The organism is Pseudomonas sp. AKS31 (assembly GCF_023634765.1).
In the GTDB taxonomy this organism is placed as follows: domain Bacteria; phylum Pseudomonadota; class Gammaproteobacteria; order Pseudomonadales; family Pseudomonadaceae; genus Aquipseudomonas.
In genome coordinates, this window is the sequence record NZ_JAMLFX010000005.1 from 396,481 (window position 1) to 408,873 (window position 12,393).

Annotated in this window: 13 protein-coding genes; 6 read left to right on the top strand and 7 right to left on the bottom strand. The window is 58.3% G+C overall.

Annotation, left to right across the window (positions count from 1 at the left end; all coding sequences use genetic code 11):
• Positions 1 to 38 precede the first annotated feature (38 nt).
• Complete coding sequence (locus M9827_RS17390) at positions 39 to 1,148, bottom strand: ABC transporter ATP-binding protein (protein WP_250606344.1); 1,110 nt, start codon at positions 1,146 to 1,148, stop codon at positions 39 to 41.
• Positions 1,145 to 2,065, bottom strand: a complete 921-nt coding sequence (gene argF, locus M9827_RS17395) for an ornithine carbamoyltransferase (RefSeq protein WP_250606345.1) — start codon at positions 2,063 to 2,065, stop codon at positions 1,145 to 1,147. Before argF ends, M9827_RS17390 begins: the two co-directional genes overlap by 4 nt.
• Positions 2,066 to 2,469: 404 nt before the next feature.
• Here argF and plzR point away from each other — a divergent pair, with 404 nt between their 5' ends.
• From plzR to grxD, 3 genes are all read left to right on the top strand, one after another.
• Positions 2,470 to 2,760 carry a PlzR type 4 pili assembly inhibitor gene (gene plzR, locus M9827_RS17400; protein ID WP_007916677.1) on the top strand — a complete coding sequence of 97 codons (291 nt, stop codon included), beginning with the start codon at positions 2,470 to 2,472 and terminating at the stop codon, positions 2,758 to 2,760.
• 134 nt (positions 2,761 to 2,894) lie between these two features.
• Entirely contained in the window at positions 2,895 to 5,000 is a 2,106-nt protein-coding gene (locus M9827_RS17405) for a molybdopterin oxidoreductase family protein (RefSeq protein ID WP_250606346.1), read from the top strand.
• 97 nt (positions 5,001 to 5,097) lie between these two features.
• Entirely contained in the window at positions 5,098 to 5,439 is a 342-nt protein-coding gene (gene grxD / locus M9827_RS17410; protein WP_016773402.1) for a Grx4 family monothiol glutaredoxin, read from the top strand.
• A 69-nt stretch (positions 5,440 to 5,508) separates the two neighbouring features.
• Here the strand turns inward: grxD and bfr are convergent, their stop codons facing one another.
• Both bfr and M9827_RS17420 read right to left on the bottom strand, forming a co-directional pair.
• Complete coding sequence (bfr, locus tag M9827_RS17415; RefSeq protein WP_250606347.1) at positions 5,509 to 5,982, bottom strand: bacterioferritin; 474 nt, start codon at positions 5,980 to 5,982, stop codon at positions 5,509 to 5,511.
• A gap of 200 nt (positions 5,983 to 6,182) precedes the next feature.
• Entirely contained in the window at positions 6,183 to 6,401 is a 219-nt protein-coding gene (locus M9827_RS17420; protein ID WP_093430580.1) for a bacterioferritin-associated ferredoxin, read from the bottom strand.
• Between the two features lie 314 nt (positions 6,402 to 6,715).
• Between M9827_RS17420 and M9827_RS17425 the strand changes: the two genes are divergently transcribed.
• The gene (locus M9827_RS17425; protein WP_003227723.1) at positions 6,716 to 7,318 is read left to right on the top strand and encodes a peroxiredoxin; all 603 of its coding nucleotides are present in this window, start codon (positions 6,716 to 6,718) and stop codon (positions 7,316 to 7,318) included.
• Positions 7,319 to 7,396: 78 nt separating this feature from the next.
• Here the strand turns inward: M9827_RS17425 and rnt are convergent, their stop codons facing one another.
• Complete coding sequence (rnt, locus tag M9827_RS17430) at positions 7,397 to 8,074, bottom strand: ribonuclease T (protein ID WP_007916667.1); 678 nt, start codon at positions 8,072 to 8,074, stop codon at positions 7,397 to 7,399.
• Positions 8,071 to 9,117 (bottom strand): dihydroorotase, encoded by a 1,047-nt coding sequence (gene pyrC, locus M9827_RS17435; RefSeq protein ID WP_095190451.1) that lies wholly within the window; start codon positions 9,115 to 9,117, stop codon positions 8,071 to 8,073. Before pyrC ends, rnt begins: the two co-directional genes overlap by 4 nt.
• 160 nt (positions 9,118 to 9,277) lie before the next feature.
• On the opposite strand from pyrC, the gene M9827_RS17440 reads away from it, so the two are divergent.
• Positions 9,278 to 10,186 (top strand): flagellar protein MotY, encoded by a 909-nt coding sequence (locus tag M9827_RS17440; protein ID WP_250606349.1) that lies wholly within the window; start codon positions 9,278 to 9,280, stop codon positions 10,184 to 10,186.
• A gap of 129 nt (positions 10,187 to 10,315) precedes the next feature.
• Positions 10,316 to 11,533: an argininosuccinate synthase gene (locus M9827_RS17445; protein WP_027612065.1), complete on the top strand. Its 1,218-nt coding sequence runs from the start codon at positions 10,316 to 10,318 to the stop codon at positions 11,531 to 11,533.
• Between the two features lie 128 nt (positions 11,534 to 11,661).
• Here M9827_RS17445 and M9827_RS17450 read toward each other — a convergent pair whose 3' ends face one another.
• Entirely contained in the window at positions 11,662 to 12,378 is a 717-nt protein-coding gene (locus tag M9827_RS17450; protein ID WP_250606350.1) for a hypothetical protein, read from the bottom strand.
• Positions 12,379 to 12,393: the final 15 nt, after the last annotated feature.

Below are 12,393 nucleotides of genomic sequence, written 5' to 3' on the forward strand. Positions count from 1 at the left end.
CCCTGTAGGAGCTGCCGAAGGCTGCGATCTTTTGATCTTTAAAGCGCGGCGCTGTAGCGGCGAACACCGTTTTCCAACGCCGGGATTTGTGCGGCGGTGCTGCCGGAAGCCTGGAACAAGACCAGATGCTCAGCGGCAACACGAATCCCCACCTCCGCCCCCACTTGGTGATCAGCATGGCTCGGGAAAATCGATTCCAGCTGCGCACCCGTCGGCAGTTGCAGGCGATACAGCGTCGAAGCGCCAAGGAACGTCTTGCCGACAATCTGTGCTTTCAACGCACTGTCCGGCGCATAAACAATGTCGTCCGGGCGCAGCAACACATCCACCGCGCCGCCAATCGGCCACGTATAGGCTCGATTGCCACGCAGTTCACCCAGTTCGGTCTGCACCGATTCCGGGCTGCCGAGCTGACCACGAATGAAGTAACCCTGACCGATGAAGCTGGCCACGTACGGCGTTGCCGGTTCGTGATACAGGTTGTACGGCGTGTCCCATTGTTCCAGTCGGCCTTCCTTGAACACGCCAACGTGATCGCTGACAGCAAAAGCCTCTTCCTGATCGTGGGTCACCAGAATCGCGCTGGTGCCACGGAATTTGAGGATGTCGCGCACTTCATGGCTGAGCTTGCGGCGCAGTTCGCCATCGAGGTTGGAGAACGGCTCATCAAGCAGCAGCAACTGCGGCTCCGGCGCCAAGGCGCGGGCGAGGGCGACGCGCTGTTGCTGGCCGCCGGACAGCTCGTGCGGGAAGCGCTTGCCGAGGTTCTTCAGGTTGACCAGTTCGAGCAACTCTTCGGTCACGCGATCCTTCTGCGGATGCTTGCGGATGCCGAAGGCGATGTTGTCGGCGACGCTCAAGTGCGGGAACAGTGCGTAGTCCTGAAACACCATGCCGATCCGGCGTTTTTCCGGGGCGAGGGTGAAACCGGCGCTGGAAATGGTTTCGCCACCGAGAGTGATTTCACCTTCGTGCACCGGCTCAAATCCGGCAATGGCGCGCAGGGTAGTCGTCTTGCCGCAGCCTGACGAGCCGAGCAGGCAGCCGATGTCACCGGCGTTAAGGTGCAGATTGAGGTTCTGCACCACACGTTGATCTTGATAGCCGCAAGCGAGGTTGCGCAGGTTCAGCAGTAATTCATGGCTCATGCGTGGTGATATGCCGGTTCAACAAGGAACTCGAGCAGGGCCTTCTGTGCGTGGAGACGGTTTTCTGCCTGATCCCAGGCGACGGAGCGCGGGTCATCAAGCAGGTCGAGGCTGATTTCTTCGCCACGGTGCGCCGGCAGGCAGTGCATGAACAGCACGTCCTCGGCAGCGAGGTCGAGCAGGGCGCGATTGACCTGGAACGGCGCGAACAGCTTGAGGCGTTTGGCAGTTTCCTCTTCCTGACCCATCGAAGTCCAGACGTCGGTGCTTACCAGATGCGCGCCGCGCACGGCGTCTTGCGGGTCGCGGACGATGGTCACGCGATCGCCGGCCCGGGCCACGAATTCAGGGTTCGGCTCGTAGCCTTCCGGGCAGGCAATGCGCAACTTGAAGTCGAACTGGATCGCCGCTTCTATATAGCTGTTGCACATGTTGTTGCCGTCGCCGATCCAGGCCACGGTTTTGCCCTGGATCGAGCCACGGTGTTCAAGGAAGGTCTGCATGTCGGCCAGCAACTGGCACGGGTGCAGGTCATCAGACAGGCCGTTGATCACCGGTACGCGTGAGTTGGCGGCGAATTCGGTCAGGGTGCTGTGGGCAAAGGTACGGATCATCACCGCATCGAGCATGCTCGACATGACGATGGCGCAGTCGCCGATCGGCTCGCCACGACCCAGTTGAGTGTCACGCGGGGACAGGAAGATCGCCTGGCCGCCGAGCTGGATCATGCCGGCCTCGAACGAGATGCGGGTGCGGGTCGAGGATTTCTCGAAGATCATCCCCAATACACGGTTTTTCAGAGGCTCGAACAGTACGCCGCGGTTACGCAGGTCCTTGAGCTCAACGCCTCGACGGATCACGCTGACCAGCTCTTCGGGCGTGCAATCCATCAGGGAGAGAAAGTGCCTTGCGCTCATCATTGACTACCTTTTTGCTACAGACCGCAGATGCTCAAAGCCTTGTTTAACGGAACAACGGGCGAGACCTGCGGCGTAAGCCGCACGGGGCGACGAAATAGGGGAAGGCGCGATATTGACACTAAATGTCGCGTTTTTCCAATAGGCTACGGTTTTTGCGGGTTTCGGAGGGCGCACTGGATGTTGCAGTTGCGCATTTGAAGCCGGGTTCAGGACAGCAGCGAGCCCCTTTGTACACTGGCCTCGCCTGGCTTGGCAATGCGACGTGGCGGGGATCGCGTCGCTTGGGTCGGTTTACGACCGTGGCGCCATGCCATCACTTGGTCGGATGCTCACGCTGAAACATTTGCTAAAGCAAAGTGCTGGGTTATAAATAAGTTTCGAGCGACGCAGGAAGCCTCCGCATGGAATCGAAAGAAAAACTGTTAATGGAACTGCTGGGCCACACGGCTCGCTCACTGACCCATCTCACCGCCTCAGTCACTTCAATGTCATTCGAACTGCTGCGCAGCGAAGACGAAGTGGTGAAGAGCGCCGGGCGTCACATGATCGATCGCATGGCGACGATCAGTGCCGGGCTCGACGAGCACTGGCGATTGATCGGCGAACTCACCGGCGTACATGTCGCCCACGAGCAGATCGAAACCATCCAGGAAATTCAGTTGGCCGCGCCGCCGCAGCTGCCGTCGAGCTGATCATGGCGGTTTATCGGCTCGCCTGATAACCGTCGATTCACAAGACAAACGTCGCTGGCGCAGGATCGACGCCGGGGCCATAGTTTTGTTCCCGCGGGCCTGATTGCCTGCCCAGAACAAGACAGAGACTGGCCATGACCAAGACTCTCCATCACCGTGCCTGCCACCTGTGTGAAGCCATTTGCGGGCTGACCATCGAAACCACCGAAACCGATGGCAACGTTGCGATCACTTCAATCAAGGGTGATGCGCTCGACACGTTTAGTCGCGGACACATCTGTCCCAAGGCTGTGGCTCTGCAAGACATCCAGAACGATCCGGATCGCCTGCGCCAGCCGATGCGCCGTGTGGGCAGTGAATGGCTGCCGATCGAGTGGGACGAGGCCTTTACGCTGGTGGCCGAGAAGCTGGCGGCGATTCAGGAGCGTCATGGCCAGAACGCCGTTGCGGTTTATCAAGGCAACCCGAGTGTGCATAACTACGGGCTGATGACCCATAGCAATTATTTCCTGGGTTTGCTCAAGACGCGCAATCGCTACTCGGCAACCTCGGTCGATCAGTTGCCGCATCACCTGAGCAGTTACCTGATGTACGGCCATGGCCTGCTGTTGCCGATTCCGGATATCGATCACACCGACTTCATGCTGATTCTCGGTGGTAATCCGCTGGCGTCCAACGGCAGCATCATGACCGTGCCGGATGTCGAGAAGCGTTTGAAAGCGATTCAGGCGCGCGGCGGCAAAGTGGTGGTGGTTGATCCACGGCGCAGCGAGACAGCGGCCATGGCTGATCAGCATTTGTTCGTGCGTCCCGGTGGCGATGCGGCATTGTTGTTCGGCGTACTCAACACCCTGTTTAGCGAAGGCCTGACCCGCGAAAGTCATTTGCCGGTTGATGGGCTGGACGACGTGCGCGCCGCCGTCGCTGGTTTCACGGCTGAAGCCATGGGCCCGTTGTGTGCGATTCCTGCCGAGCTGATCCGCCAACTGGCCCGGGATTTCGCCGCCGCGCCGAGTGCCGTGTGCTACGGGCGCATGGGTGTTTCGACGCAGGCCTTCGGCACCTTGTGCCACTGGCTGGTGCAATTGATCAATCTGGTCACCGGTAATCTTGATCGCGTCGGCGGTGCACTGTGCACTGAACCCGCTGTGGATCTGGTGGCGTCGACCTCGGGCGGGCATTTCAACAAGTGGCAGAGTCGTGTTTCCGGGCGTCCCGAGTACGGCGGCGAGCTACCGGTCTCGGCGCTGGCCGAAGAGATGCTTACCGAAGGCGAGGGTCAGATTCGCGCGTTGATCACTGTCGCTGGCAACCCGGTGTTGTCGACGCCGAACGGGCGGCAACTGGAGCAGGCGCTGGATGGCCTGGAGTTCATGGTCAGCATCGACCTGTACATCAACGAAACCACACGCTATGCCGACCTGATCCTGCCGTCGACCTCGGCGCTGGAAAATGATCACTACGACACCACGTTCAACCTGTTCGCGGTGCGCAACGTCACCCGCTTCAACCGCGCGATTCTCGCCAAACCCGAGGGCGCTTTGCATGACTGGGAGATCTTCGTGGGCCTGGCCAAGGCCTTTGCCGAGAAGACCGGCAAGGAACTGAAACCGACCATGCCACCAGCGAAGATGATCGACATGGGCCTGCGCATGGGCCTCTACGGTGACGCGTCCGAGCAAAAGCTTTCGTTGGCGACGTTGTTCGATCATCCCCACGGGATTGACCTGGGCGCGTTGAAGCCGAACCTGGCTGCGCGCCTGAAAACGCCGAATCAGCGCCTGCAGGCTGCTCCGCCAGAGATCCTTGCTGACCTGGCACGCTTTGCCGCATTGCAGGCGCCGGCCGCCGATGAGCTGTTGATGATTGGCCGCCGTCATGTGCGCAGCAATAACTCGTGGATGCACAACTATCACCGTCTGGTGAAGGGCAAGCCGCGCCATCAGCTATTGATGCACCCGGATGACCTCGCCAGTCGTGGCCTCAACGATGGGCAGTTGGTGCGCGTCAGTTCGCGGGTGGGGCAGATCGAGGTCGAGGTGATCGGCAGTCTGGACATGATGAAAGGTGTGGTCAGCCTGCCGCACGGTTGGGGGCATGCGCGTCCGGGCGTGCAAATGGCGATAGCCAGTAGTCAGCCTGGGTCGAGCGCAAACGATCTGACCGATGAATGTCAGCTTGATGAACTGTCGGGTAACGCCGCTCTTAATGGTGTGCCGGTGACGGTGGCGGCGGCCTGAACGTGACCGTCGGGGAGACCGAGCATGGCGCTCGGGATTCCGTTACAATGCGTCACCGTGCCGACCCATGAGTCGGAAAGTTCAGCCGAGGTGCTCCATGGATATCATCGAAACGATTAAAGAGCAGATTGCCAACAACACCATTCTGCTTTACATGAAAGGCTCGCCGAATGCCCCACAGTGTGGCTTCTCTGCGAAAGCTGCGCAGGCTGTGATGGCTTGTGGCGAAAAGTTTGCGTACGTGGACATCCTGCAGAACCCGGAAATCCGCGCCAACCTGCCGAAGTACGCCAACTGGCCGACTTTCCCGCAACTGTGGGTCGGCGGTGAACTGGTCGGCGGTAGCGACATCATGACTGAGATGGCTGCAGACGGTTCGCTGCAAAGCACCATCAAGGCTGCTGTTGAAGCGGCCGCTGCGAACAAGTCCGAAGCCTGATTCGCTTTTGTAAAAAAGCCCCGCACCTCGAAAGAGGGCGGGGCTTTTTAGTGTCTTGCGAGTGTCAGATCACTCTTCGCCCATCTGCGATTGCAGATAGTTCTCAAGGCCGACTTTGTCGATCAGGCCCAGTTGGGTCTCCAGCCAGTCGATATGTTCTTCTTCGGACTCAAGGATGTCTTCGAGCAATTCACGGCTGCCAAAGTCGCCAACGGATTCGCAATGGGCGATGGCGGTCTTCAGGTCAGCGTGGCCGGTCTTCTCGATACGCAGGTCGCACTCCAGCATTTCCTTGGTGTGCTCGCCGATGTGCAGCTTGCCCAGGTCCTGCACGTTCGGCAGACCTTCGAGGAACAGGATGCGCTTGATCAACTTGTCCGCGTGTTTCATCTCGTCGATGGATTCTTTGTACTCGTGCTTGCCGAGCTTGTTCAGACCCCAATCTTCGTACATGCGCGCATGCAGGAAGTACTGATTGATCGCGACCAGCTCATTGGCAAGGATCTTGTTGAGATGCTGGATGACTGTAATGTCGCCTTTCATGATCGGAGTCCTGCCCTGTATTAACTGTATATACGGCGGAGTTTGAGCTTCGTACTTATAAGTGTCAAACCTAAGTTATTGAATAATATATGAAAATTAATCGGAATAAGAATGTTTGTGTTCCGCGTCTGAGCGCTAAGCAGTTGATTTAAAGGCATAAAAAAACCGGACATAAGTCCGGTTCTTTGAAATGGGGGCAATCAAGCAGCGGTAAATTCTACAGGGTAAGGGATCGCAGCCTGAGCGGTTTGCAGCTTGGTCAGGGTTTCGCGAACGACTTCCTTGGCAAGGCACGCACATTTGCCGCATTGGCTGGCGACGCCGGTGGCCTGGCGGACTTCTTTATAGCTGCAGCAACCTTCATAGATCGCATCGCGGATCTGTCCGTCGGTGACGCCAGTGCAGAGACAAACATACATAAGTGAGAACCGTCGCTGGTTGTGACTCAATTGCGATGGATCTTAATGTTAACGAGAATGATTGTCAAAGTGCTTTCGGAAGGCTTCTGCTGATTCTCAGCCGTGACTGACGAACGGTATTTGCTGGCGATTTGCCTGGCCCCGTAAATGCAGCGCCGTTCTTCGCCTGCTTTGAAAAACCGTTAAGGACAGGCGAAATTCGCAGTGTATGATGGTCGGCCCTTGCGAAGGGGGTTCGTGTCACAGGGCTGTCGCCTGAGGGTGGCAGGCTGGCGCGGACCCTGAACTTCAAGTTTTTACACCAGGAGATATCAATGAGCGTACTCGTAGGCAAACAAGCCCCTGACTTCACCGTCCCGGCCGTACTCGGCAATGGCGAGATCGTTGACAGCTTCACCCTGTCCTCGGCCATCAAAGGCAAATACGGCCTGGTGTTCTTCTACCCACTGGACTTCACCTTCGTCTGCCCGTCCGAGCTGATCGCTCTGGACAACCGTATGGCTGACTTCAAGGCACGCAACGTTGAAGTGATCGCTGTGTCGATCGACTCGCACTTCACTCACAACGCCTGGCGCAACACTCCAGTGAACAATGGCGGCATCGGCCAGGTGAAATACACCATGGCTGCCGACATGAAGCACGACATCGCCAAGGCTTACGACGTTGAGTCCGAAGGCGGCGTGGCTTTCCGTGGCGCGTTCCTGATCGACGACAAAGGCGTTGTCCGTTCGCAGATCATCAACGACCTGCCGCTGGGCCGTAACATGGAAGAGCTGATCCGTCTGGTCGACGCTCTGCAATTCCACGAAGAGCACGGCGAAGTCTGCCCTGCCAACTGGAAAAAAGGCGACAAAGGCATGAACGCTTCGCCAGAAGGCGTTGCGGCTTACCTGACCGAGAACGCTGCTGCCCTGTAAGGCGCAACGTCGAGGTACAAAAAAACCGGCCCACGTGGCCGGTTTTTTCATGCGCGGGAGTTACCCGACGACCATCCATCAGTCGTCGAAGTCTTCCCAGCCGCCCATCTGCTTCCAGCGATTGACGATGCCGCAGAACAGCTCAGCGGTTTTCTCGGTGTCGTAACGCGCCGAGTGCGCCTCACGGCCGTCGAAATCGATGTCGGCGGCCTGGCAGGCTTTCGCCAGTACGGTTTGACCGTATGCCAAACCGGCCAGCGTCGCGGTATCGAAACTGGAGAACGGGTGGAACGGGTTGCGTTTCATGTCCAGGCGCGCAACCGCAGCATTCAGGAAGCCGAGGTCGAAGCTGCTGTTGTGGCCGACCAGAATCGCGCGTTTGCAGCCGTTGGCTTTCAGCGCCTTGCGTATGCCACGGAAGATATCGGTCAGTGCGGTTTCTTCGCTGACGGCCATGCGCAGTGGATGGTCCAGCTTGATCCCGGTGAACTCCAGCGCCGCCGCCTCGATGTTGGCGCCTTCGAACGGCTCAACACGGAAGAAGTAGGTGTGATCCGGGTAAACAAAACCCTTTTCATCCATGGCGATGGTGGTCGCGGCAATCTCCAGCAGAGCGTCGGTGGCCGAGTTGAAGCCACCGGTTTCTACGTCAACGACAACCGGCAAGTAGCCGCGAAAGCGTGCTGCCATCGGGTGACGGGAACCGCCACCACCACTTTGACCGTCCAGTTCGTCGTCGAAATGGTCTTCACTCACGCGTGTTCCTCCAGCAGGCGCCAGCGCAGTTTTTCACCGGCGCGCAGCGGGATAACGGTCAGCTCGCCAAACGGCAGGCTGGTCGGGGCAGTCCATTCTTCACGAACCAGGGTGATGCGATCGGTGTTCGCCGGCAGGCCGTAGAAGCGCGGGCCATTTAGGCTGGCGAAGGCTTCGAGTTTGTCCAGCGCGTTACGCTGTTCGAAGGCTTCGGCATACAACTCGATGGCGGCGTATGCGGTGTAGCAGCCGGCACAGCCGCAAGCGGCTTCCTTGGCGTGCTGGGCATGCGGCGCCGAGTCGGTGCCGAGGAAGAACTTCGCGCTGCCACTGGTGGCCGCGTCGAGCAGGGCTTCCTGGTGCGTATTGCGTTTGAGGATCGGCAGGCAATAGAAGTGCGGCCGAATCCCGCCCACCAGCATGTGGTTGCGGTTGTAGAGCAGGTGATGCGCGGTGATCGTTGCACCAACGTTGGCCGAAGCCTCGTTGACGAACTGCACGGCGTCGCCGGTGGTGATGTGTTCGAACACCACTTTCAGCGTCGGGAAACGCTCGACCACACGGCGCATGTGCTCATCGATGAAGATCTTTTCGCGATCGAACACATCGACGTCGCCACGGGTGACTTCACCGTGGATCAGCAGCGGCATGCCGACTTCGGCCATGGCTTCCAGCGCCGGGAAGATCTTGTCGATGCTGGTCACACCGGAATCGGAGTTGGTGGTCGCGCCGGCCGGGTACAGCTTGGCTGCGTGCACGAAACCGCTGGCCTTGGCTTCACGAATTTCTTCGGGCTGGGTGCGGTCGGTGAGGTACAGCACCATCAGCGGCTCGAAGCGACTGCCGGCCGGGCGGGCAGCGAGAATCCGCTGGCGATAGCCGTCGGCTTCAGCGGCGTTGCGCACCGGCGGTACCAGGTTGGGCATGATGATGGCGCGGCCAAAAGTGCGCGCTACATCGGCAACGGTATTGGTCAACACGGCACCATCGCGAAGATGAATGTGCCAGTCGTCGGGACGCAGCAGGGTCAGGCGGTCGGACATGAGGGGATTCCAGGCGGGTCAAACTGAGGCGAATGCTACCGGAAAAGACTCTTGCAGGCACTCGCTATCAAGTTTTACGGGAACCTTCCGATATCCCGTAGGTATGCCGTAAACATAGTGTGAATCGGTCTTTGTGTTTCAGAAGCCAATGGAGCCTCCCGTGCGCCAGCGTTATTTAGCCTTGCTCAGTGTGTTTGCCAGCCTTCCGGCGATGGCGCTCACGTACCAGACCCGTCTGGAGAACATTGAGTGGACGGTCGCCGGCGACAAGTTCGAATGTCGTCTGACCCAGCCGATCACTGATTTCGGCTCGGGCGAGTTCGTGCGCAAGGCGGGCGAGCAGGCGATATTCCGTCTGAACGCCTACAACGCCATGCTCGGCGGCGGTTCAGCGACGTTGCTGGCGGCGGCTGCGCCTTGGCAGCCGGGCCGTGGTGATATCAACCTGGGGTCTGTAAGACTCGGCAGCGGTAACGTCTTGTTCAACAGTTCGCAGTCTCAGGCCGGTGGTCTGATCAGTGGTCTGCTGGACGGTCGCAGCCCGGTGGTGCGCCGCGCGTCTGGCGATGGCCGTGTCTCGGAAGTGCGCCTGTTGCCGGTCAAGTTCAGCAAAGCGTTCAACGATTACCAGACGTGTGTGGCGAAACTGCTGCCGCAGAATTTCGATCAGATCAAGCAGTCGCAGATCGGCTTTCCCGGCGAGGGCGTTGACCTGGACGCCGCTGCCAAGGCCAAGCTGCAAGTGATGCTCGAATACATGAAGGCCGATCCGACGGTCAATCACATCGAACTCGACGGCCATTCCGACAACAGCGGCAATCGCCTGACCAACCGTGAACTGTCGCGCCGCAGGGCGCTGGCGGTGGTCGATTTCTTCAAGGCCAACGGTATTCAGGAATCGCAGATCACCGTGCGTTTCCATGGCGAGCAATATCCGATCGTGCCGAACACCAATGCGGCCAATCGGGCGAAGAACCGTCGGGTCAATGTCAAACTGGCGCGCGTGGCGCCAGCCACGGCTCCGGCACCACAAGCGAGCACGCCAGCCAGCACCGCGGCGACTTCCTGACCCGCGGGTCATCGTCGCGCTCTCGACAGATTCTGTCGCTTTGTCGTCTTAAGCTGTCGCGCCTCTGTAAATTATCGCGTTTGAGCGGTAGACTCCTCGGCTTTCCGTAGAACCCCGTGGAGTGATGGCATGGCGGACGTAAACAAGGTCGTTCTGGCGTATTCCGGCGGCCTGGACACTTCGGTGATCCTCAAGTGGCTGCAGGATACTTATAACTGTGAAGTGGTGACCTTCACCGCTGATCTCGGTCAAGGCGAAGAGGTCGAGCCGGCCCGCGCCAAGGCTCAGGCCATGGGCGTCAAAGAAATCTACATCGACGACCTGCGCGAAGAATTCGTGCGTGATTTCGTGTTCCCGATGTTCCGCGCCAACACCGTTTACGAAGGCGAGTACCTGCTGGGTACTTCCATCGCGCGCCCGCTGATCGCCAAACGTCTGATCGAAATCGCCAACGAAACCGGCGCTGACGCCATTTCCCATGGCGCCACCGGTAAGGGTAACGACCAGGTGCGTTTCGAACTGGGTGCCTACGCGCTCAAGCCAGGCGTGAAAGTGATTGCTCCTTGGCGTGAGTGGGATCTGCTGTCCCGCGAGAAACTGATGGACTACGCCGAGAAGCATGCGATCCCGATCGAGCGTCACGGTAAAAAGAAGTCCCCGTACTCGATGGACGCCAACCTGCTGCACATCTCCTATGAAGGCGGCGTGCTGGAAGACACCTGGACCGAGCACGAAGAAGACATGTGGCGCTGGACCGTCTCCCCGGAGAAGGCTCCCGACACCCCGCAGTACCTGGAACTGACCTACCGTAACGGCGATATCGTTGCGCTGGACGGCGTCGAGATGACCCCGGCCACCGTATTGGCGACGCTGAACAAGATCGGTGGTGCTCACGGTATCGGACGTCTCGACATCGTCGAAAACCGTTACGTCGGCATGAAGTCCCGTGGCTGCTACGAAACCCCGGGCGGCACCATCATGCTGCGCGCTCACCGCGCCATCGAATCGATCACTCTGGACCGCGAAGTCGCTCACCTCAAAGACGAGCTGATGCCGAAATACGCCAGCCTGATCTACACCGGTTACTGGTGGAGCCCTGAGCGTCTGATGCTGCAACAGATGATCGACGCTTCGCAGGTCAACGTGAACGGCGTTGTGCGCCTGAAACTGTACAAGGGCAACGTGATCGTCACCGGCCGCAAGTCCGACGATTCGCTGTTCGACGCCAACATCGCGACCTTCGAAGAAGACGGCGGTGCTTACAACCAGGCTGACGCGGCGGGCTTCATCAAGCTCAACGCGCTGCGCATGCGTATTGCTGCCAACAAGGGCCGCAAGTTGTTCTAAGCGTCCCTGTCTGACGCGTAATGAAAAGGGCGGCCTTGTCTATCGAGACAAGGTCGCCCTTTTTGCATGATTCTTTGTCTGCGTCTGATTGAAGCCTGGTCCTGGCACCTGTGGCTACGACTCATCTTTCATGCCCGTCCCAGCAGCGTTACCGCCTGTGCGCAAAGGTTATAAACAATACAAAGCGTTTTGCCTGAGCCTTTCCTGACGTGTCTGATCTTCAGCAATGAATGCTGCGTCAGTAAAACGTCCGATACATGATTGGAAAGAAACACCACCACCCGGGGAGTTTTCCGATCCAGGTTCCGGATGTTTTCCAGAATCGTGGCTAACTCTCTCGATGCATCGACATCCCGAACGTCGATGAGGTGCAGGTCACTTACCCACGCGGGCAACTGAATGTTGTGCTGAATAATCAGGTTCGATTTTGAGTTGATAGCCGAGGGCGGGTCAGGCGCGTTGTGGACTTTGCACGCGTCTTTGCATTCGGCAGTACCTGATTCGCTGGGCACGATACAACTTGATAGTCCAAATGTGCCCTGCGTCGCTGGCTCTGGGGACGGGGTATTTCGTTTGTTTTCGCGATCGTTGTTGTCGATTACTTTAAGAAAGTTTTTGTCCTTGCCGAAATCCGAGGGTGAGTAGAGGGAGCGATAGTTAAAGTTTAAAGTTATAAAGAAGAGAAACAGCAAGTAAAATGGAAAGCTGATTAGAAACCATACGTAGATCTCTCTGTCTTTGTTGTCGAGGAAAGGCAGGGAAATGGCGGCTGATGTTTCCGAGATGGCTGCGAATATGGCAATGACTGTCATCGGGTTAGTGATTTTGTTTTTTATTTTCAGCATGTTTGTGCTCTTTTT

Excerpts from the sequence above, each read along its gene's own strand:
- M9827_RS17390 (WP_250606344.1), bottom strand. The coding sequence starts at position 1,148 with ATGAGCCATGAATTACTGCTGAACCTGCGCAACCTCGCTTGCGGCTAT.
- argF (WP_250606345.1), bottom strand. The coding sequence starts at position 2,065 with ATGAGCGCAAGGCACTTTCTCTCCCTGATGGATTGCACGCCCGAAGAG.
- plzR (WP_007916677.1), top strand. The coding sequence starts at position 2,470 with ATGGAATCGAAAGAAAAACTGTTAATGGAACTGCTGGGCCACACGGCT.
- M9827_RS17405 (WP_250606346.1), top strand. The coding sequence starts at position 2,895 with ATGACCAAGACTCTCCATCACCGTGCCTGCCACCTGTGTGAAGCCATT.
- grxD (WP_016773402.1), top strand. The coding sequence starts at position 5,098 with ATGGATATCATCGAAACGATTAAAGAGCAGATTGCCAACAACACCATT.
- bfr (WP_250606347.1), bottom strand. The coding sequence starts at position 5,982 with ATGAAAGGCGACATTACAGTCATCCAGCATCTCAACAAGATCCTTGCC.
- M9827_RS17420 (WP_093430580.1), bottom strand. The coding sequence starts at position 6,401 with ATGTATGTTTGTCTCTGCACTGGCGTCACCGACGGACAGATCCGCGAT.
- M9827_RS17425 (WP_003227723.1), top strand. The coding sequence starts at position 6,716 with ATGAGCGTACTCGTAGGCAAACAAGCCCCTGACTTCACCGTCCCGGCC.
- pyrC (WP_095190451.1), bottom strand. The coding sequence starts at position 9,117 with ATGTCCGACCGCCTGACCCTGCTGCGTCCCGACGACTGGCACATTCAT.
- M9827_RS17445 (WP_027612065.1), top strand. The coding sequence starts at position 10,316 with ATGGCGGACGTAAACAAGGTCGTTCTGGCGTATTCCGGCGGCCTGGAC.
- M9827_RS17450 (WP_250606350.1), bottom strand. The coding sequence starts at position 12,378 with ATGCTGAAAATAAAAAACAAAATCACTAACCCGATGACAGTCATTGCC.